This is a genomic window from Herbiconiux aconitum (genome assembly GCF_024979235.1).
Lineage (GTDB): Bacteria > Actinomycetota > Actinomycetes > Actinomycetales > Microbacteriaceae > Herbiconiux > Herbiconiux aconitum.
Genome location: NZ_JANLCM010000002.1, coordinates 632,779 through 653,419, shown reverse-complemented (window position 1 = coordinate 653,419; position 20,641 = coordinate 632,779). Strand labels below are relative to the sequence as shown.

The following is a 20,641-nucleotide window of genomic DNA, read 5'->3' as shown; positions in this document are numbered from 1 at the left end:
CCGGGTGTCTAGGCCCGGCGTCGTGCCGATCGCAGCGCCAGCAGCCCGGCGCCGGCGGCGGCGGTGAAGAGCCCGCCCACGATCAGCCACAGGGCATCGAGACCGGTCGCCGCGAGCGACCCGGAACCGGAACCGGAACCGGAATCTCCGACCGAACCATTGCCACCCTGACCAGGCGCGCCGGGGTCGGACGGATCGCCGGGCTGGCCGGGATCACCAGGATCGCCGGGGTCGCCAGGGTCACCGGGCTCACCCGGGTCCGCGGGCCCGATCGGCGGCGCCTCCTCCCCCAGCAGCACCGCGATGCTCGCACGGTGCACTCCTCCCCCGTTCGTGCCGGCCAGCAGCCACTTTCCGTCAGTACTCGTGGTCAGCGACCGGATCGATGTGGCGTCGAGTCCGGCGGAGACGTTCGACCAGGTCGAACCGCCGTCGATGCTCATGAGCACGCCGCGCCCGAGGGTCACCAAGCCGTTCGGCCGGAACGACTTGGTTCCCGCGAACAGCACGGTTCCCGTCGATCGCTCCACCGAGGTGAACGACCCGACCAGGATGTCCGGTGACGGCACCACGGCGGGGGCGAAGGTCGCACCGCCATCCGTCGACACCTGGATGCCGTTGCGGCCCACGAACACATGGTTCGGGTCGGCCGGATCGACCCACACCGACTGAGCGCTCTCGTCGGAGATCGAACGGATGCTCCGGCCGAAGTCGTCCGAGACGAACACGCCCTCGTCGGCAGCGATCCACAACCGGCCCGCTGTCGACGGGTCAGGGCTCAGCTGGTTGACCGCGATCGGATGCGCGTACGTGTCCCAGTTCGCCCATCCGTCGCCCGTCACGATGAGCCCGGAATCGCGCTCGTTCTTGAAGGCGGCGACCATGCTGCCCGGGTTGCTCGGATCGAGGGTGAAGGCCCGGCTCTCGAACCCCGACGGCCCGGTCTGCACGAAGGTGGCGCCCCCGTCGGTGCTGTGCTCGATGCGGGCACCGCCGAAGGCATCCTGTCGCAGTCGCCAGAGGCCGAGCGGATGCGTCGGATCGGCGACCATGTCGGTGCTGCCCACCCCGATCCAGCCTTCGCCGCCCGTGCGCCCCCATTCGGTGACGTCGTCGCCGAGCACCGCGGCATCCGGCAGACGGGTCGACCCGACCCCGTGGCTGTCCGAGACCCGCACGACCGGCTCGCCTTCCGCATCCACTCCGCTGAGGATCGAGGCGACCGAGTTGCCGGAGACGCCGAGGCGCTCGAAGGTCGCGCCGTCGTCGGTGGAGTAGAGCCCCGCGCCGTCGAGCGACACCAGCAACGATTCGTCGCCGGCCCAGTGCGCGAAGTCCAGTGCGACCGGCCCGTGGTAGGGATACTCGGTCTTCGCGAACGAATTGCCGTCGTCGGAGCTGGTGTAGTACCCCTCCGGCGCGCCGACGTAGAGCGAGTCGCCATCGAACTCGATCGCGGTCGGGCTGATCGTCGGTGTGGCGAGGTCATCCCAGGTGGCTCCCCCGTCGGTGGAACGCAGCAGCCCTTCTTCGAAGAGACTGACGACGAACGTGCCCTCCTGTGCCGTCACGCCGGTGAAGGTGTGGGTGAACGTCGCTTCGTCGATCAGCTCCGGCGTGCCGGGGGTGCCGTCGATGCCTGCGATGCGGAACAGGCCGGTCGCGCTGACGAGCACCAGATCCGAGCCGTCGATCGCGATGTCGGTCGGCGGTTGCTCCCAGCGGTAGGCCAGGTGCGACCACGATCGACCTCCGTCGTGACTGTATTCCACGCCGTCGCCGACCGTGGCGACGAGTGTCTGCCCGCTCGTGGTGGACGAGAAGATGTGCTTGTCCGGGAAGGGCAGCACATCCCAGGTCGCCCCGAGGTCGTCGGTGCGAACGAGCATGCCGTCGTAGCTGGGATCGAGGGCCACGCGCCCGACGGTGCCGTTCAGGAAGTACCAGAACGCGTTCGGATCGGCCGGGTCGGCGAACGGACGCCCTTCGCCGTCACCGACCGGGAGGTCGCGCGCCTGGTTCCAGGTCTGCCCCTTGTCGGAGGTGAAGAACGGCCGCGAGGTACCCTCGGCCGTCAGCATCGCCGTCTCGCCGTCGACCGGCGAGGTCGCGACGAACGCGCTGTTGCTGTCACGCCCGAGCTGCTGCCAGGTGCCGTCTCCGGTCACCGTGGGCAGCACCTCGAACGAGCCCGCGCCGAGCTGCGTCGAACCCTGCGACTCGCCGGAGACGGAGATGGTGTGGCCGCCCACCTCGGTGGAATCGACCGATCCCTCGTACCAGCCCGGGCGGGTGTTGATGCCCTCGTCGTCGATCTCGCCGGAGAGCTCCATCGCGACCGACAGCACCGCGCCCGACGGAGTCGTCACCTGCACCGTCGGCGGGGCGTCGAGCTGTGCGTCGGCGTGCACGAACACCTTGGCGTGACCGGACGACGGGTCGGGGGTGGCGCGAACGAGCAGCTCGCGGGAGACCGCGAGATAGGGCACGCGCACCTCCGAACCGTCGCTCAGGCTCACCACAACGATGCCGGACACCTCAGCGTGACCGGATGTCACGTCGGGTGTGGCGATGAGCACGGCCGACGAGTTCGAATCGGCCGGCAGGTCGAGAGTGTCGACATCGAGTGTCGCCGAGCCCGTGCTCGCGACGGAGGGCTCGATGGTGAGGGTCGCCGTGAGCGCCTGATCGCTGGAGTTCGTGACGATCAGCACGGTCGCGCGACTCGGGTCGGTGGCGTCTGCGTCGACGAGGCCGAGCGAGGCGACGGCAGGCTGCACCGTGACTCTCTGCCGAACGGCTGCGGCGACATCGAGGAGACCGGCTCCCTGGTCGGAGGGCGAGGCATCCACAGCGCTGCTGGAGAGCGGTGCCGCCGATCCGATCAGGATGTCGCGCACCTGCCACGGATCGGCATCCGGCCGCATCTGGCGCAGCAACGCGGCAGCGCCTGCGACGTGCGGAGCGGCCATCGAGGTTCCCGACAGCCGATAGGCGTCGTCGTCGATGCCCTGAGCGGCCGGCACGAGCGAGCGGATCTCGACGCCCGGGGCGACGATCTCGGGCTTCAGCCGCATGGCGTCCGACGGGCCCCGCGAGCTGAACGACGCGATGGTGTCGGTCATGTCCTTCGCCGACACCGTCGCCGTGGCATCACCGGCGAGCACGGCGTCGCGGATCTGCGCGTACTGGTCGGCCGTGGTGCCCATCACCACGATCGAGTCCAGCCGGAGGTCCGACCCGCTGCCGAGCGCGTCGGCTCCGCTCCCGGATGCCTTCGCCTCGAGGATGCCGGAATCCGGGTCGATGGAGTCGGTGCGGGAGATGCCTCCGCCGAAGACCGGGGGGAGTTCATAGACGAGCGCGGCCGCGGCGCCCTTGCTCTCGGCGACCCATGCCTTGTGGAAGTCGTCCTGAATCTCGGCGGTGCTGCGCGGCACGATGCCGCTGTAGGCCACGATCGCCCCGCTCAGGTCACCGGCGGCTTCGAAGTCGGCATCGGTTCCTTCGCCGACATCGACGACGCGCGCGGTGAAGCCTTCCGCCGGCGGGTTCGCGGAGTAGAGCACCCGTGAGGTCGGCACCGCGTGTTCTTCGGGCGTCGTCAACGAGATGGTGGGGATGCTGAAGTTCGTCGTCGAGGCTCCGACCGCGACCACATCGGTTGCGGAGGCGGGGCTGCTGACGGTCTGCTCCCCCGGTCCGGCGTTGCCGGCAGCGGCCACGACGACGGCTCCGGCGATCAGCGCGTTCGCGGCGGCGACGCCGAGCGGATCCGAGCCGTCGCCGGGAAGTCCGAGGCTCATGTTGATCACGTCGGCCGGATGCGCGCCCGCCGGCGAAACCGCGGCGCCGAGGGCCTCGATGGCGTCGGACACCTGTCCCCCGCCGTCCGCGTCGAGCACCTTGTAGGCGGTGAGGGTCGCGTCGGGCGCGACGCCGGTGATCTCGTCGACGCCGGCGCCGGCCACGATGCCGGCGACGTGGGTGCCGTGGTAGTGGTCGTCCATCGGGTCGGCGTCGTCGTTGGTGAAGTCGTAGCCGTCTACCACCTTGAACCCTTCACCGAAACCCCCGCCGAGGTCGGCCAGGGTGTAGTCGATGCCGGTGTCGAGGATCGCGACGGTGACGCCGGCCCCGCGCGCGGCCGAGCCATCGGGCGCGGTCTGCGCCCAGACCTCCGGGGCGCCGATCGCGGGCACGCTCACGTCGGTGAGCGCTTCCGTGCGACCGTCGACCGACACGCGACTGACGTCGGGCAGGGCGCGGAGCGCAGCCAGATCGGCGGAGTCGACGGTGCCGGCCACGGCGTCGATCACGCCGGTGAGGTAACGGGCGTCGTCGATCGCGACGCCGGTCGTGCGGGCGGAGTCGACGAAAGCGCGTTGTTCGGCCTCGAGTGCCTGAGCGGCCGCGGTGTAGTCGGCGGCGACGGCGGAGGCGATGCCGATGTCCGCACTCGACCGGGCCTGCTGCAGACGCTCGGCGCCGATGGTGCGAACCGCGGAGTCGCCCGCGAACTCGACGATCACATCGACGGGGCCGGCGGCATCCGTGCTTCCCTGCCGAGCGGGAGTCGACGCCTGTGCGGCGACTCCGAACGCCGACAGCGGAGTCACGAGGCAGATCGCGAGAGCTGTCGCCGTCAAGCGACGGCGACCCGATCTGCGGGGTTGGGGGGTGGGCGGCATGAACGACCTTTCCTTGTTGACCTGACCGGTCGTCCACTTCTTCGAGCCTCGAGGAGCGCGCGGAATCGTCGACCGTGGTGTCTTTGCTACCGGAGCATCCGTGGCCCCCACTAGGGGGTGGGCTGTCCTTCCGCGGTCACTGTCCTAGAGCGGACAGGAGTTTTTACCGCGGCGAAACACACCGAGCGAATTCGATACGAACCGCGCTCAGATCCAGCCGCGCCGAGCCGCCTCGGCACCGGCCTGAAAACGGTTCGCCGCGCCGAGCTCGTGCAGGAGCTCCCGGCTGCGCCGGCGCACCGTGCGGGCCGACACCCCGAGTTGGCGAGCGATCATCTCGTCTTTGAGGCCGGTGGAGAACAGGGCCAGCAGCGCGCGTTCGGCATCCGTCGCCGGGCGGAACGTCTGCGCTCCGGTCGCTCCGGCGGCAGTGGGGGCCCCGGCGTCGGCCGCGTCACGCCCGCCCAGGCTCGATGGGCGGTGCATCCGGTGCTGCGTCATCGTCTCCAGCTCGGAGCGCTCGGTCGGGATGGGCACCGCACGGCGCCAGTGGGAGTCGAAGAGTTCGATGAGAGCGTTCACGAGAGGTTCGGCTTCGGTGACCAGAGCGACCGGCGCCGAGCCCGACATGACGAGCGACACGAGCGCGATGCGACGGTCGGCGATGGCCATCTTCACCGGAAGATCGGTCGTGACCCTGGCCTCCTCGCCGATCGCCACCAGCCGCCGGAGGTCGTCGAACGCCGATTCCTCGTCGAGACTCGCGGCGGCATACACCGCCCGCCACACCACACCCCGCCCGAGCACGACCTCTTCGAGCGGGTTGCTGGTGGCGAGAACGTAGGGCGGACGGTCGAAGGCGAGGAACTCGAAGCCCGCCTGGTGCTCGAGCCGGTTGTACCACCCGCCCACTTCGTCGGCACCGCTCACGATGCGGCTGAGGCTCGGGTCGGCTTGGGAACGCTGGGCGTCGTCGAAGGTGGCGGCGAGTTGCGGCACCGCGTCGCGGATGCGGTTCAGTTGGTCGGCCGTGCGGTCGGCGAGCACGCGGATGGCGAACCGCGGATCGACGGCCGAATACTCCCCGTCGACAGCGAGACGGTTCACGAGACCCAGCGACCGCAGCGTCTCCAGCTCCGCCATCGCCCGGTCGTCGCTGAGGCCGAACGAGCGGGCCGCATTCTGGATGGAGGTGGTCGAGTCGGCCACGACCTCGCGGTAGATGCGCTCGCCGAGCTCGGTCACACCGAGCAGGGACAGGGTCGCGTCGCCCGGCATCCCGCTCCCCCGTCACCCCTTCGCGTGCACCCCGCGCGCGGATTCGAGGCTAGCAGGGGAAGCCGCGACGCGGCGCACTCAGAGGGTGGAGCCGCCTCCGCGGAGGAACGCCTCCAGCGACACCGGTTCGGCGCCCGTGAGGGCCTCGACGTCGGCGCTCACGGGCGCCAGTGCTCCGCTCGCGATCGCGGTGTAGGTGCTCACCCACGCCTCGACCTGCCAATCGGGCGCGCCGTACCGGGCGCGGGAGGCGAAAGCCTCGTCGATGGTCTCGTTCTCGAATCGCACGTCGCGGCCGCGCACCCGTGCGATCGTGGCAGCGGCCTCCGCAAGCGTGATTGCCTCCGGGCCGGTGAGGTCGTAGCGGCGGTCGGCGTGGGAAGCCGGATCGCCGAGAACCGCGACGGCCGAACGCGCCACATCCACGCGCGCGACGATCGACACCCGGCCGTCGCCCGCCGGCCCGCGGATGACGCCATCCTCCCCCACCATGTTCTCGATGAAGTCGGTGTAGAGGTTGTCGCGCAAGAAGGTCCACTCGAGGCCCGAGGCCTTGATGTGCTCCTCGGTGGCGTAATGATCGCGCGCGAGCGTGAAGATCGCGTCCGGCGCCGCCGCGAAGAACGAGGTGTAGACGATGTGGCGCACACCGGCCGCCTCCGCGGCATCGACGAAGGCGGCGTGTTCCTCGCGTCGCTCGACGGTCTCGGCGGCCGACACCATGAACACCGTATCGATGCCCTCCAGAGCGTTTCGTGCGGCATCGCGGTCTCGGTATTCGATCCGGTGCACAGAGCTCTCGGGCAGCTGAGGTGCGCGGGAGGGGTCGCGCACGAGCAGTCGTTGAGCGACCCCGCGAGCGGCGAGCTCACGCGCCACCATTCCCCCGACCACTCCGGTGGCGCCGGTCACGGCGATGGGCGGCTGCGTTGTCATGCAGGAAGGATACGTCCGCACCCGGCGGGGCTCAAGGGCGGCCGGTGTCGGCCTGGCCCTTCTCGATCCGGTCGGTCACGTCGTTGAGGGCTCGGGCCACGATGGCCGCATCACCCGGGGACAGGTGGTCCATCACGTCGACGACAGTCTCGTGGAAGGTGCGGTAGCCGGCCTCGACCTTCGCCGCCGCCGCGGGAGTGGGCTCCAGCAGTTGCGCGCGACGGTCGGTGGGATGCGGCCGTCGACGGAGGTCGCCGATCTGCTCCAGGCGGTCGATGATCTTGGTGACCGAGGCATTCGAGGTCGTGAGCATGACCACGAGATCCTTCGGCCCGGTGTCCCGGCCCTCGCGCTGCGCTTGCAGGAGATAGCGGATGGCGTGGAATTCGTTGTTGCTCAGTCCGATGACGGCCCGCACCCGGTCGACCTCCGCCTCCTCCGCCCGCTGGAGTCGGAGCAAGGCGTCGACGGCAGCCTTCGCCGCCTCGGACTTCGGGGCCTCGGCATAGAGATGCCGGGCCTCACGTCGCACGACGTTCTGCGGCATCAGACCGCCCCGCGGAGGGTCGGCCCGAGGAGCGGGGCGAATCGATCGGTCATCATCTGAATATGGCAGGGTGCGCCGCATCCGGCCACCGATCCACAGCGTGTACGCAAGGCCGGGCCGCGGGCATCAGCTGCCGGCCGCCGTCGACGTGAGGGCGCGCAACCCCTCGATTCCGGCTTTCGCGTGCGCCGCCCTCTGCATCATCGCGCCGGTTCCTTCTCGCAGGAGTTGCTGCAGGCGATCGTCGACGGATGCCGCGTCGCCGAGGTGCTGGAGCGCGGGGGTGATCCGGCGCAGCAGTTCGGCGACGACGTCTGCGGCGGATTCCAGCGAGCCGGTCACCGGATGCACGAGCCGAGCGCTCAGGCCGTCGCGGGCCGCATGCCACGCGGCAGCATCGAGGAGCTCCGGATGAATCGCGATTTCCGGGCGCGGTTCGTCCAGCGCCGTGACCACCAGGGCCCGGCAGATCGCCGCGAGAAGGACGCTCTGCCAGGACTCGAGCTGCGCGTCGAACACCCGGAACTCGATCGTGGGGTGAGTCTCCGAGAGGCGGAGGTTCCAGGCGACGGTCGCGGCATCGGCCGTGCCGCCGACCCCCACCAGCCGAGCGAGACGCGCGTCGTAGTCGCCCGGTCCGTCGAAGCTCGGCGGGCACCCGTTCGTTGTCCAGCGGCTCATCAGAATGCTGCGCCAGCTGGCGAATCCCGTGTCGCTGCCGCGCCAGAACGGCGAGTTGCCCCCGAGGGCCAGCAGCACAGGCAACCAGGGCCGCACCGCGTTCATCACCCGCACCCCCTCGGCGCGGTTCGGCACGCCGACATGTACGTGCAGGGCGCTGATCTGGTGGTCGTCGACGACCGCCCCGAATCCGCGCGAAATGCCCTCGTAGCGGGGCGACCGGGTCACCCGGGGGCGCCGGCCCACCGTTCGGAACGGCACACCGCCGTTCCAGGCCAGCACGCCAGATTCGGAGCATCCGCCTGCCACGGCAGCGCGGAACCGGGCGAGCCCATCGGACGCATCCTGAAGCGACGTGTAGACCGGCGACGAGAACTCGACCTGCGAGGCGAGGTATTCCCGCGACACGAACGGCCCCGACAAGGGATCGGCCCGCACGGCGTGGAACACCGCGTCGCCGTCGACCGGCGCCAATGATGCCCGATCGACCAGCATGGTCTCCTCTTCGATCCCGAACGTCGTGAGCATGTTCCCGGCATACCACCTGTCAAGCCCGAGCGGAGGGGCGGCGCGGGGCGTAGGCAGGAATCATGAGAGCACTCACCTGGCAAGGCACGATGAAGGTTCGCGTCGACGAGGTCGCCGATCCCGAGATCATCGATCCGACCGATGCCGTCATCCGCGTGACGTCAACGGCGATCTGCGGATCGGATCTCCACCTCTACGACGTGCTCGGGCCGTTCCTCGACAAGGGCGACATCCTCGGCCACGAACCGATGGGAATCGTCGAGTCCGTCGGAGCCGCCGTCACCGGTCTGGCCGTGGGCGACCGCGTCGTCATTCCGTTCGTGATCGCTTGCGGGCACTGCTTCATGTGCGAGCAGGGCCTCACCACCCAGTGCGAGACCACCCAGAACCGTGACACCGACACCGGCGCTTCGCTCTACGGGTACACCGAGCTCTACGGATCGGTGCCGGGAGGGCAGGCCGAGAAGCTACGCGTGCCTCTCGCCGATTTCAACGCCATCAAGGTGGGCACGGAGCTGCCCGACGACCGCTACCTCTTTCTGAGCGACATCCTCCCCACCGCGTGGCAGGGTGTGCAGTACGCCGAGGTGCCCGAAGGCGGCACGCTCGCCGTGATCGGGCTCGGGCCGGTGGGCCAGTTCGCCGGCCGGATCGGCCGGCACCTCGGCTATCGCGTGCTCGGTGTCGATCCCGTTCCCGAGCGCCGCGCCATGGCGGCACGCCACGGCATCGAGGTGTTCGACCTCACCGACGACGTGATCGAGGTGCTGCGCTCGGCGACCGACGGTCGAGGTCCCGACTCCGTGGTCGACGCGGTCGGCATGGAGGCGCACGGCAACCCGGGTGTGGAGTTCGCCACCTACGCCGTGGGCAAGCTGCCCGAACCACTGGCCAAGAAGGCCATGACCACGGTCGGCGTCGACCGCCTCGCGGCGATGCTCCTCGCGCTCGAGGTGGTGCGCCGCGGGGGCACCGTGTCGCTCAGCGGCGTCTACGCGGGAGCGGCCGATCCGATGCCCTTCATGAGCATGTTCGACAAGGGGCTCACCCTCCGCATGGGCCAGTGCAACGTGCACCGCTGGATCGACACGTTGCTTCCTCTGGTGGAAGACCCGGCCGATCCGCTCGGCATCGACGACCTCGTGACGCATCATGTGCCGCTCGAAGACGCGCCGCGCATGTACGAGACCTTCAAGAACAAGGAAGACGGGTGCGTGAAGGTGATTCTGCAGCCCTGACGGCGGCCACCGCACAACCAAGTGGGAGTCAGCTGAGGATCACCAGCTGCTGGGTGGCGCGGGTCATCGCGACATAGCGGTCGACGTGTCCCTCGATGCCGCCGCCGAAGGCGTCCGGATCGACGAGCACGACCAGGTCGAACTCGAGCCCTTTCGACAGCTCAGGGGTGAGCGAACGCACCCGGGGCGTCGAGGGCACGGCGGGGTCGCCGATCACGCAGGCGATCCCCTCCTGGTGCTCGGCCAGCCAGGTCTCGAGGATGCCTTCGAGTTCCTCCCGCGATCCGTGCACGACCGGAACCCCGCTGCGACGGATCGAGGTCGGCACGTTGGCATCGGGAAGCACGGCTCGGATGACCGGCTCGGCCTCAGCCATGACCTCCTCGGGAGTGCGGTAGTTGACGCTGAGGGAGGCCAGCGTGACGTGACCGAGCCCGATCCGTTCGAGCCGTTCCCGCCACGATTCCGTGAAGCCGTGCCGGGCCTGTGCTCGGTCGCCGACGATCGTGAAGCTCCGCGACGGGCAGCGGTGCAGCAGCATCTGCCACTCGGCGTCGCTCAATTCCTGCGCCTCGTCGACCACGATGTGCGCGAACGGGCCGGCCAGCCGGTCGGGATCGATGCTCGGCAGCGCCGCCTCGTCGACCAGGCTGTTCTGGGCATCATCACCGCGCAGCATCGACATCAGGAGCAGCTCGGAGTCGTCGGCGGCGATGAGGTCGTCGATCACCCGATCCCGGCTCTCCCGCTCGGCGGCGAGGGCTGCTTCGCGCCGCCGGCGGCGACGGGATGCCTCCGGGTCGCCGATCCGCAGTCGGGCCGCGTCGAGGAAGGGCAGATCCGATACCGTCCAGGCGCGGGCGTCTGCGCGCTGGAGAGCCAGGATGTCGTGGGCGCTCAGCCAGGGTGCGCACTGCTGCAGGTGGGCGGGCACCGACCAGAGGTCGCTGACGACGCCGACCGGATCGAGCAGCGGCCAGCACCGGTTGAAGGTGCTCGTGAGTTCATCGTTCAGCACCAGGGAGCGGCGGAGTTGCGCGGCCGTGACGTCGTCGTCACCCTCGCGCCCGTGCCTGTCGAGCACGATGTCGACGAGCGCCTCCCAGACCTCGTCGCGGGCGTCGTTGTGCGGCGTGCCGGGTTCGGGCGCGTCGAAGGCCTCGGCCCAGTCGTCGGGCCCCACCTCGACCTCCGACCACGGGGTCTCGACCGTGACCGTGCGTGTCGGTGCCTGCTCGTGCATCGCGACAGCCCGCTCGATCACCCTCACCGGATCGGCGGATGCTTTCAGTCGCGCCACCTCCACATCACTCTCGATCGCGGCGTCGGCACCTTCGACCACCAGGTCGCGCACGGTGGCGATCCGCACCCCCTCCTCCCCCAGGCTCGGGAGCACATCGTCGACGTAGGCCAGATACCCGACGCTCGGGCCCACGAACAGCACGCCGCCGCGGCGGCGGTCGAGGCGCGGATCGGAGTACAGCAGATACGCGGTGCGGTGTAGCGCGACCACGGTCTTCCCGGTGCCCGGCCCTCCGTCGACGACGAGCGCCCCTCGGGAGCCGGCACGGATGATCGCATCCTGATCGGCCTGGATGGTGCCGAGCACGTCGCGCATACGGCTCGACCGGCTGCTGCCGAGGCTCGCGATGAACGCGGACTGGTCGTCGAGCGCGACGGCACCGTCGAATCCGTCCACCGTGAACACCTCGTCCCAGTAGTCGCTGATGCGGCCCCGCGTCCAGCGATAGCGGCGGCGGCTGGTGAGCCCCATCGGATCGGCCAGGGTAGCTCCGAAGAACGGTTCGGCCGCCGGAGACCGCCAATCCAGCAGCAGTCGGCGACCGGCGCTGTCGGTGAGGCCGAACCGCCCGATGTAGAGAGGTTCGGGGTCGTCGGCGCGCACGACGCGGCCGAGACACACGTCGAGTCCGTAGCGGCGCAGCGCACGCAGGCGGGTCGTCAGCTGGTGGATCTCGATGTCGCGATCCATCGCCTCCTGGCCCACTCCACCCGGGCTCCGGCGCACGCGGTCGAGTCGGTCGGAGAGTGCGGCGATCGACTGCTCGAGGCTCTCCACGAGGGCCGCGAAATGCCTGTCGTCATCGGCGATCAACGCTGGGGCGGCCTTGCGGGCCAGGCGCTCGGCTAGGTCGAACGCACTCGTGGTCAGGGTCATCAGGTCCTCTCGATCGGGCTGCGGCCGCCCAGTCTGCCGCACGGCGGGGGCCTTGCCGCAAGCCCCCTTCCCCGCTATAAATTGAGAAGGGCAAGGTGTGGTCGCGAGTGCGCACTGGCGCGTGCGCAGGATCCGCCGGAGATCCGACCAGCTCTGGCGTCGTCGGCGTCTACTCGAAGAACGGTCGCTGGGGGAACTAGTTCGGCCGGCGGAAGAACCCGAACCACTGGCTCGCACCCAGTTCCTGCGCGAGCTGCGTGTCTTCCGATGCCGCGGTTCGGGCGATGTGCTTGGCGATGACCTGCTCTCCCCCGGTCACCAGGATCGACGCCGCGAGCTCAGGGTCGAACGATCCGGCCGTCAACCCACGCGCCTGTTCTTCGCGCAGGATACCGGCGACCCAGCTGATGTAGCGCCGCTGCGCCCCCGACCAGGTCGCGCCCACCCTCTCGTCGAACTCGGCTTCGTGGTTCACGGCGCCCAGAAGTGCCGAGTGCTCCCGATAGCGGCCGATCACCCGCTCGACGGAGGAGACATAGCCCGGGAGGTCGCCGAGCGATCCGTCCGCTCCCCGATCGAGTCGCACCTCGAAGACGAGGTCTTTCAGCCAGTCGGTCGCGTCGACCAGGAGTTCCGTCTTGTCGCGAAAGTAGAGGTAGAACGTCGACCGGGAGATGCCCGCTCGTTTCGCGATCGCCTCGACCGAGACATCCGGATACCGCGTTCCGGCCCGCAGGAAACCCTCCAGCGCGGCGAGGGCTCGGGATCGCACTTCTGCGCGTCGGGCGGGCGATGAGGACGGACGCTTCTCGGGGGTCGACATGGCTCTCCTTGGAGTTCGCTCAGAGGTGGGTCGATTCTATCGGACACCCTGTCCGATTGGCGATATCCTGAAGCACACATGAGCAGATATGCAGTCCTCGGCGCCACCGGTCGCACCGGTCGCCATCTCGTCACAGCACTCCTGGAGCGCGGCGACGAGGTGGTGGCGCTCGGGCGCGGCGGCCGGGGTCTGGCCGCTTCGGCGAGAGCCGGCGCCCGCACGGTGTCGCTTGATCTGACCCGCGCATCCGTCGCCGAGTTGGCGACCTCGTTCACCGGATGCGACGGAGTGCTGTTCGCGGCCGGAACCACGAATGCCGGTGCGGCAAACGCGGTCGATCGCGACGGTTCGGTGCGCTCGGTCGCCGCCGCGCAGCGCTCCGGCGTGCGTCGCTTCGTGCAGATCTCGTCGATCGGCGCGGGCGACCGCATCCCGCCCGTCATCGACACGCCGGAGTTCGCGCCCTACTACGCGGCAAAACGGGCGGCCGACGCCAACCTCCGGGCGTCGGATCTGCACTGGACGATCCTCGAACCCGGTTGGCTCACCGACGATCCCCCGACGGGCCGCATCCGGCTGGGCGACCGCGACCTCCCGATGGGCGCCGTGCCACGCGCGGATGTCGCGGCGACCATGATCGCCGTGCTCGACGACGACAGAAGCGTCGGCCGCCAATGGCAACTCGTCGCCGGCCCGACTCCGATCGCCCAGGCGATCGCGGAACTCCTCTGAACACAAGGAAAAAGACATGAACGACACCACGACCCTCAACGACCTGGCCGACCAGCTCGAGATCCGCGCCCTCGTCGACGCCTACGCTCGCAACGCCGACCGCCGACACCCTGCAGAGCAGGCAGCCCTGTTCACCGAGAATGCACGGGTCTCGGTGTACTCCGGAGATCCGGACACCACCGAGCCCGTGCAGGTGCTGAACGGCCGCGCCGAGCTGGAGGCGGCGTTCTCGGGTCTCAGCGCCTACCAGGCCACCACCCACTTCAACGGCCAGAGCACCATCACGATCGACGGCGACCGCGCGAGCGGTGAGAGCTACTGCCTCGCGCACCACCTGTTCGAGGTCGAAGGCGTGCGCACCCTCCTGGTGATGTCGATCCGTTACCGCGAGTCGCTCGAACGCGTCGACGGCCGGTGGCTGTTCTCCGAGCGTGGCCTCATCATCGACTGGACCGACAGCCGCCCGTCGAACGCCTGACCCCCGACGACCGCCTGGCGCCGAGACGCCCGATGGGGTCGCCGGCGTCAGGCGGGCACACGCTCCTCGACGGCCTCGGGCAAGCAGGCGTGCGGCATCGGTGCCGCTGTGAGCGGAGCCGCGGCCGGAGCATTCGACACGAAGACGGCCGCGATGACCGCAGCGGCGAGGCACAGCACCGCCGTGATCACCATCCCGGGCTGGTAGGCCAGGTCGATGGTCTCGGCCAGGGTGTGCACTCCGGGCCCTGCAAGGGCGGGGATGACGGCGATCGCCACGGCTCCACCGAGTCGAGACACGGCGTTGTTGATCGCCGACGCCTCGCCGAGGTCGGCGCTGCGAACGGCTGCGAGCACCGCCGAGGTGAGCGGCGTGACGGCCAGCCCGAAGCCGAGCCCCTGCAACAGGTTGCCGGGAAGAACACCGAGCCAGTAGCTCGACGTCGGCCCCAGGAACGACAGCCAGAAGAAGCCGAGCCCCGCCACCAGGATTCCGACCGCCATCAACCAGCGGGGCCCGAACTTCGCCACCAGGTTTCCACTGATCGGAGCGACGACGAGAAAGACCACCGACGACGGAATGAGGGCCGCCCCCGCGAGCGTCGGGGTGTAGTCGAGCTGCAGTTGCAGGCGGAGCAGCACGAGATATCCCACTCCGCTGATGGCCGCGTAGAACAGCAGAGTGCTGGCGTTGATGGCCGAGAACTGCTTCGACCGGAACAGCCGGAGGTTCAGCACAGGATTCGCGACACGCAGCTCCACCGGAACGAGGGCGACGAGGCATCCGATGCCCACCACGGCCGAGATGATGATCGATGGTCGCCCCCAACCACTCGCGGAGCCGTCGGTCAGCGCGAAGACGACGGCACCGAGTCCGATGGCGATGAGCACCGCGCCCAGGTAGTCGATACCGCCCGCCGCCGCCGGATCCTTCTGCTCCCGAACGCGGATCAGGGCGAGGAGCGCGAGGATGACCAGCGGCACGTTCAGGATGAACAGCCAGCGCCACGATGCGTTGTCGACCAGCCAGCCCCCGGCATACGGCCCGACCGTGTAGCCCACGGTCGACAGCGCGGCCCACAAGCCGATGCCGCGGGGACGGTCGCGCGGCTGCAGTGTGCCGTTCAGCAGCGCCAGGCTGCTGGGCACGGTGAGGGCGCCGCCGATTCCCTGGGCGATCCGGCCCACCACCAGCAGCGACGAGTCGGGCGCGAGCGCGCAGAACACCGAGGCCACCAGCGTGATCGACAGACCGATGACCAGGATGCGGCGACGTCCGTAACGATCCGAGAGCGCACCGGCCACCAGCAGCAGCGCGGTGACCGCGACGAGATAGCTCGTCACCGTCCATTGCAGGTCGCCGACCGCTGCATTCAGGTCTTTGCCAATCGCCGGGATGGCGACATTCACGACCGAGGCGTCGAGGAATCCGATGGTGGAGGCCAGCACGGTGGCTGCGAGCACGAACACGCCACGGCTGCTCCGCAGCGGCACCGTTTCGACGTCGACCATGAGGGGCGGCGGATCGTCTCAGGCTTCGACGGCCGGAAGCAGTTGCTGCCCCCCGTCGAGATCGTAGACCGCCCCCGTGATGGCCGTGTTGGTCATGAGGTGCAGGGCGAGGTCGGCGACATCCGAGGCCTCGATCACCCGGCGCACGGGAAGCGTCTCGCGCAGCTGGCGTCGCCGATCTTCCAACCCGTCGCCGAGGAGGCGTGCGGAGAGCGGTGTGTCGACGAAGCCGGCGGCGATGAGATTCATCCGCACCGGTGCGATCTCCAGGGCCAGGTTCGCCGCAGCGGCGGTTCGCGACGCCACCTCGGCGCCGATCACCGTGAGGCCGGGCGCCGGATGCTTCGACCCCGTTCCCGACATGAGCGTGATGCTGCCCCCGGCGCGCGACAACGGCGGCACGATCTGGGCCAGGCGAATCATCAGTTCGAGACCCCGCCCGATCGCTTCACCCGCCTCGCGTGCGTCGAGGTCGGCCAGACGACCGTAATAGGGGCCGCCGGCCGAGACGAAGACATGATCGACCGGCTGTTCGAGACCGGCGAAGAAGTCGGCCAACGCGACAGGATCGTCGGCGTCGAACGCCTGACCCCGAGCGCCCGGCAGCTCGCCGAGCGCGCTCGCCAACCGGTCGGCGTCGCGGCCGGTGACGGTCACGGTCGCACCCGACTCGAGCGCCTGCTGAGCGACCGCGAATCCGATTCCGGCGGTGCCTCCGACAACGACGACGTTCTGGCCTTCCAGTGATTCGCTCATCTTGGCAAATCCTCCCAGTCGAGTGACCACATGTTACGACCGTCGAAATCCCGAAATCAACAGCTCCCCGAAAGGTCATGAGTCACCCCGTTCGGGTGACGTCCTGCACCCCGGTTCGTGGCTATCGTCAGACGCACGTTCGCCTACCCGACACCCGCGGGCAGGCGGCGAGGGAGGTGAATGGCGTCATGACCCGTCGCCGGATCGGTCAGCCCTGGAACGCGAGCCCGGAGAACACCCTCGATGATCCGTACGACGCCTACCGCAAGTGGGTGAGCGAGCGGAAGGGGCACCCGGAGTCATCCGACACGCGAACTCCTCGGCGCTCGCCGCGGCGCCCGGCGTCGGCGCTGGCCGAGCGCTGGACCACGGTCGACGACGTCGACGTGTTCTACCGGGAATCGCCCGACCCTCCGGATGCCTCGGTGATGATGCACCTGCACGGCTTCGGTCTCTCCGGCCGCTACCTGTTGCCGACCGCCGAACTGCTGCGCGACGAGTTCCACACCCTGGTGCCCGATCTGCCCGGCTTCGGTCGCAGCGGCAAGCCCTCTGAGCCCCTCGACGTGCCCGAACTCGCGCACGCGGCGACCAGATTCCTCGACGATCGCGGGGTCGAACGGGCGACGCTGGTCGGCAACTCGATGGGGTGTCCGATCATCTGCGAGTTCGCCTTCAACCACCCCGACCGCATCGACCGAGCGGTGCTGGTGTCACCGGCCGGTGGCGTGCACAACCAGCCGCTTCGCCGTGCGATGGGCCAGCTCGCGCGCGACGGCACCCGGGAGCCGCCCCGCATGATGCGTGTGGCCGCGCCCGACTACGTGCGTTTCGGTGTGCCGAGCACGGTGCGGATGTTCCAGGCCCTCACCCGCTATCCCTCGCTCGATCGGCTGCTGGCGCTCGAGATCCCGACCCTGGTCGTCATCGGCGATCGCGACCCGCTGATGCCCGGGGCCGACCGCATCCGCGAGGTCGCTTCCATGACCGACAACCACGTGCTCGTGGTGGTCATGGAGGGCGCCGCCCACGCGATCAACTTCAGCAATCCCGGCGAGCTGGCCCACATCATCCGGCTGTTCATGGCCGATCAGCCGATCGTCGACGACCCCGACTCCCCCGGGCTTTCCCGCGCCTACGAGGTGCACCGGGGAACGCTTCACCCCGCGCCGAAGGGGCCTCCGGGCGTCACCCCTCCGTCGACCGACGCGCCACCGGATGCGCGGGCCGGCTGAGCAGGGCCGCCACCAGGAAGCAGACGGCGCCGAGGAGGGTGCCGAGATTCGCCCAGAAGAGGCTCACCAGGTCGTCGGTGGTCGGGATGACATACGCCCCGACGGCCGAGGCTCCGAAGAAGACCGACCCGAGGAGGTTGAGCCAGGTGCACCGCCAGGTGCGCGCGTTCGGATCCCAGAGGCGATCGCGTTCGGTGCTCGCCACCACCGCGAGCACGCTCGCCAGCAGGAAGCACACCGAGCCGAAGGCATCCGGACGCCATCCGCTGCCGACGCGCGTGGTGGAGTCGACAGCAGTGAGCAATGCGGCCGTGGTGCTCACGTTGAAGAAGAGCGTTCCCGCGAACTGCACCGCCGACGCCCACCAATCGAACACATCGGGTCTGGCCGTTCCTCTGGCTGGTCGTCGTCTTCCGCTCAGAGCCAGCTGGATGAACGCGGCCGCCGTGAAGAACAGTGCGCCCACGAAGAAGGTGAGGTCGGTGATCGCCACCCCGACCGCCTCCGCGTAGAAGGGCACCGCGCCCACGAGGAAGCAGAGCGACCCGATCGCGAACCCCCAGGCCTCGCGTCGGAGGCGGATCACGCGGGCGGCCGGCATGAGGTGAGGGTAGACCGCGCCGCGAGCCGACGACATCATGCAGCTCGTATGACGACGCGCGCGCCGACGCTTCCTACTGTCGGTGCATGACGACTATCACCCCAGCTCCGACGTCGAGTGGCGCACCCCGGGCATTCACCGGCAACGGCACCCAGAATCAACTGAACCCCATGTTCGCTCGGGTCGGCGAGGTGATGGAGTTCCCCCTCGACGTGCTCCCGGCGACGCAATCACTTCCGGAGACCGCCTACCAGGTGGTGCACGACGAGGCGATGCTCGACGGCAACTCGCGCCTGAACCTCGCCACCTTCGTGGGCACCTGGATGGACCCGTTCGCCCAGAAGCTCTACGCCGAGACGGCCGACAAGAACATGGTCGACAAGGACGAATACCCGCAGACCGCCGCGATCGAGACCCGCTGCTGGAGGATGCTGGCCGCGCTCTGGAATGCGCCCGATGCCGCGAACGCGATCGGCACCTCCACCATCGGCTCCTCCGAGGCCTGCATGCTCGGCGGCCTCGCCATGAAGCGGCGCTGGCAGCTGTCCCGCCGCGCCGCCGGTCTCTCCACCGAGAAGCCCAACCTGGTGCTCTCCAGCGCCGTTCAGGTGTGCTGGGAGAAGTTCTGCAACTACTGGGACGTCGAAGCACGCTATGTGCCCATCTCCCTCGAACACAAGGTGCTCGACGGCCACGACCTCGACAGCTTCGTCGACGAGAACACCATCGGCGTGGTCGCCATCATGGGGGTGACCTACACGGGCATGTACGAACCCGTCGCCGAGATCGCTGCGGCGCTCGATCGCATCCAGAACGAGACCGGGCTGGACGTGCCCATCCACGTCGACGGCGCATCCGGGGCCATGATCGCGCCGTTCCTGCAGCCGGAGCTGCCCTGGGACTTCCGGCTCGAACGGGTGGCATCGATCAGCACCTCCGCCCACAAGTACGGACTCGTCTATCCGGGTCTGGGCTGGGTGATCTGGCGCACCGTCGACCGGCTGCCGGCCGACCTCGTGTTCGACGTCACCTACCTCGGCGGCCACATGCCGTCGTTCGCGCTCAACTTCTCGCGGCCCGGCGCCCAGGTTCTGCTGCAGTACTACCTGTTCCTCCGGCTCGGCTGGGACGGCTACTACCAGGTGCAGAAGGCGTCACAGGATGTCGCGGTCTACCTCGCTCACGAGATCGGTGCGATGCCCGCGTTCGACCTGTGGAACGACGGCACCGACATCCCCGTCTTCGCCTGGCAGTTGGCGAAGGGGCACACCGACAAGTGGAACCTCTACCACCTGTCGGAGCGGCTGCGGCTGAAGGGCTGGCTGATCCCGGCCTACCCGATGCCCGACGACCTCAGCGACCTCGTGGTGCAAGGCATCGTCGTGCGGAACGGCCTGAGCATGAATCTCGCCGAGAGTCTCATGAACGACATCCGTGAGGCCGTCGACTACCTCGACGCGCTGGAATCTCCCATGCCCACCGAAGGGCTGGTCTCGACTTTCACGCACTGACCAGGAACGGCTCGTGGCGGTATCCCGAGCTGTCCACGACCGCCACCGTCGATTCGGGAACCTCGGCGAACACGCCCGGCGTGTCGTTCAACGGCTCCGAGACGATCACACGCGCGCGGCTGCCGAACAGCTTCAGACGCTCCGCGTCGGGATACATCTCGCGCACGATCTCGATGTCGACCGAGTGGTAGAGCGAACGGCTGCGGCCCTGCGACGAGTAGCGGAAGGCCCACACGGTCTCGCCGTCGGTGACCGCGATCGTGCCCTGCATCGGAAAGGGGATGCCGTTGTCATGACCGACCGATTCGACCATCCGGATGGCGGCGCCCAGCGCGCCGATCGGGTCGTCTCGGAGCCCGAGCGACAACGCCAGGTGGAAGAGCACCTCCGAGTCGGTGGTGCCGAGGATGTGGGGGTACAGCGACGGATCCACCGCGTACGTCAGATCGCGCTTCACCTTCGGGAATTCGGCCAGGTAGCCGTTGTGCATGAACAGCCAGTTCTCGTAGCGGTAGGGGTGGCAGTTGGTCTGCTGGATGGGCGGGCCTGCGGCTGCGCGCACGTGACTGAAGAACAGCGGGCTCCGGATGCTGCGGGTGAGCTCCCGAAGGTTCTGATCGTTCCAGGCCGGCTCGGTGCTGTGGAAGTAGCCGGGCAGGGCTCCGGGGCCGCCGTCGACCGGATACCAGCCGAACCCGAATCCGTCGCCGTTGACGGTCTCCGCGCCGAGCGGCGAGTTCATCGACTGCGCCACCAGCGAGTGCGGGGAGTCGAGGATCACGGTCGAGGGTTGGAGGGGCTCCCCCGTGTACGCCAGCCATCTGCACATGTCGATCCGCCTGCCTTTCGTCGAGGTGCGACTGGGCCGACAGTACCGCCGCGCTCCGGCGCGGTCGTCATCCGTTCGGGGTGATGC

General features: G+C 69.1%; 16 protein-coding genes. 5 read left to right on the top strand and 11 right to left on the bottom strand.

Translation table 11 applies throughout. The features are described from left to right. Nucleotides 1-8 precede the first annotated feature (8 nt). From N1027_RS14575 to N1027_RS14555, 5 genes are all read right to left on the bottom strand, one after another. Nucleotides 9-4,691, bottom strand: coding sequence for a S8 family serine peptidase (locus N1027_RS14575; RefSeq protein WP_259508857.1), 4,683 nt, complete (start codon nt 4,689-4,691; stop codon nt 9-11). A 207-nt stretch (nt 4,692-4,898) separates the two neighbouring features. Next, nucleotides 4,899-5,969 carry a helix-turn-helix transcriptional regulator gene (locus N1027_RS14570; protein ID WP_259508856.1) on the bottom strand — a complete coding sequence of 357 codons (1,071 nt, stop codon included), beginning with the start codon at nt 5,967-5,969 and terminating at the stop codon, nt 4,899-4,901. A gap of 78 nt (nt 5,970-6,047) precedes the next feature. Beyond that, a complete protein-coding gene (locus N1027_RS14565; RefSeq protein WP_259508855.1) occupies nt 6,048-6,905 on the bottom strand; it encodes an SDR family oxidoreductase in 858 nt (285 codons plus the stop codon). A 31-nt stretch (nt 6,906-6,936) separates the two neighbouring features. Beyond that, complete coding sequence (locus N1027_RS14560) at nt 6,937-7,452, bottom strand: MarR family winged helix-turn-helix transcriptional regulator (RefSeq protein ID WP_259508854.1); 516 nt, start codon at nt 7,450-7,452, stop codon at nt 6,937-6,939. A 126-nt stretch (nt 7,453-7,578) separates the two neighbouring features. Continuing rightward, a complete protein-coding gene (locus N1027_RS14555; protein WP_259508853.1) occupies nt 7,579-8,661 on the bottom strand; it encodes a carboxylate-amine ligase in 1,083 nt (360 codons plus the stop codon). A gap of 62 nt (nt 8,662-8,723) precedes the next feature. On the opposite strand from N1027_RS14555, the gene N1027_RS14550 reads away from it, so the two are divergent. After that, nucleotides 8,724-9,899 (top strand): zinc-dependent alcohol dehydrogenase, encoded by a 1,176-nt coding sequence (locus tag N1027_RS14550; protein WP_259508852.1) that lies wholly within the window; start codon nt 8,724-8,726, stop codon nt 9,897-9,899. 28 nt (nt 9,900-9,927) lie between these two features. Here the strand turns inward: N1027_RS14550 and helR are convergent, their stop codons facing one another. Together helR and N1027_RS14540 are read right to left on the bottom strand one after the other, a co-directional pair. Continuing rightward, complete coding sequence (helR, locus tag N1027_RS14545) at nt 9,928-12,078, bottom strand: RNA polymerase recycling motor ATPase HelR (RefSeq protein ID WP_259508851.1); 2,151 nt, start codon at nt 12,076-12,078, stop codon at nt 9,928-9,930. Nucleotides 12,079-12,274: 196 nt separating this feature from the next. Then, on the bottom strand, nt 12,275-12,901 hold the full coding sequence (locus N1027_RS14540) for a TetR/AcrR family transcriptional regulator (protein WP_259508850.1): 627 nt from the start codon (nt 12,899-12,901) through the stop codon (nt 12,275-12,277). Nucleotides 12,902-12,979: 78 nt separating this feature from the next. Here N1027_RS14540 and N1027_RS14535 point away from each other — a divergent pair, with 78 nt between their 5' ends. Next, nucleotides 12,980-13,633, top strand: coding sequence for an SDR family oxidoreductase (locus N1027_RS14535; protein ID WP_259508849.1), 654 nt, complete (start codon nt 12,980-12,982; stop codon nt 13,631-13,633). A 16-nt stretch (nt 13,634-13,649) separates the two neighbouring features. Next, complete coding sequence (locus N1027_RS14530) at nt 13,650-14,111, top strand: nuclear transport factor 2 family protein (protein ID WP_259508848.1); 462 nt, start codon at nt 13,650-13,652, stop codon at nt 14,109-14,111. Between the two features lie 47 nt (nt 14,112-14,158). Here the strand turns inward: N1027_RS14530 and N1027_RS14525 are convergent, their stop codons facing one another. Further along, complete coding sequence (locus tag N1027_RS14525) at nt 14,159-15,622, bottom strand: DHA2 family efflux MFS transporter permease subunit (protein ID WP_259508847.1); 1,464 nt, start codon at nt 15,620-15,622, stop codon at nt 14,159-14,161. Between the two features lie 18 nt (nt 15,623-15,640). Continuing rightward, complete coding sequence (locus N1027_RS14520; RefSeq protein ID WP_259508846.1) at nt 15,641-16,378, bottom strand: SDR family oxidoreductase; 738 nt, start codon at nt 16,376-16,378, stop codon at nt 15,641-15,643. 188 nt (nt 16,379-16,566) lie between these two features. Between N1027_RS14520 and N1027_RS14515 the strand changes: the two genes are divergently transcribed. After that, the gene (locus N1027_RS14515) at nt 16,567-17,613 is read left to right on the top strand and encodes an alpha/beta fold hydrolase (protein WP_259508845.1); all 1,047 of its coding nucleotides are present in this window, start codon (nt 16,567-16,569) and stop codon (nt 17,611-17,613) included. On the opposite strand, the gene N1027_RS14510 is transcribed toward N1027_RS14515, so the two are convergent. Then, nucleotides 17,567-18,214: a YrhK family protein gene (locus tag N1027_RS14510; RefSeq protein WP_259508844.1), complete on the bottom strand. Its 648-nt coding sequence runs from the start codon at nt 18,212-18,214 to the stop codon at nt 17,567-17,569. The genes N1027_RS14515 and N1027_RS14510 overlap by 47 nt on opposite strands. Before the next feature lie 170 nt (nt 18,215-18,384). On the opposite strand from N1027_RS14510, the gene gad reads away from it, so the two are divergent. Beyond that, the gene (gad, locus tag N1027_RS14505; protein WP_259510410.1) at nt 18,385-19,725 is read left to right on the top strand and encodes a glutamate decarboxylase; all 1,341 of its coding nucleotides are present in this window, start codon (nt 18,385-18,387) and stop codon (nt 19,723-19,725) included. Here the strand turns inward: gad and N1027_RS14500 are convergent. Next, nucleotides 19,715-20,554 (bottom strand): class II glutamine amidotransferase, encoded by an 840-nt coding sequence (locus tag N1027_RS14500; RefSeq protein WP_259508843.1) that lies wholly within the window; start codon nt 20,552-20,554, stop codon nt 19,715-19,717. The genes gad and N1027_RS14500 overlap by 11 nt on opposite strands. Nucleotides 20,555-20,641: the final 87 nt, after the last annotated feature.